The organism is Rhodoferax sp. RT5P35, assembly GCF_056521385.1.
In genome coordinates, this window is record NZ_JBWMAX010000147.1 from 1 (window position 1) to 367 (window position 367).

Annotated in this window: 1 protein-coding gene; it reads left to right on the top strand. The window is 64.9% G+C overall.

Features of this window, described 5'->3' with window-relative positions; all coding sequences use genetic code 11:
* The coding region (locus tag AC097L_RS24465; protein WP_479589319.1) for a transporter at positions 1-367 on the top strand (367 nt) is incomplete at both ends.

Sequence of the window (367 nt, forward strand, 5' to 3'; positions counted from 1 at the left end):
GGGCCACAGCGAGCGCCACAACGGCGTGGGCAACATCACTATTTCGCCAGCGATTCTGCGCTGGAACCCGGCGCCGCACACCCACGCGGTGGTCGGCCTGGACATTGCCCTGTCCAACGGCTCCTACAACCCCTACCGCCCCAGCGTATCGACGGGCTACACCTCCGTCCAGCCGGTACTCGGGCTCCGCCACAACGACCCCGCTGGCCTGGATGTAGGCCTGATCAACCGTCTGATGATCAACCGCGAAAACGGCAGCACCCACTACCAATCAGGCCGCGGCTATGTGGGCGAATTCGTCGCGGGCTGGAACTTCGGCCCCTGCAAAGCGGGTGTGGTCGGTGCCTACCTCAACCAGTTCAGCGAC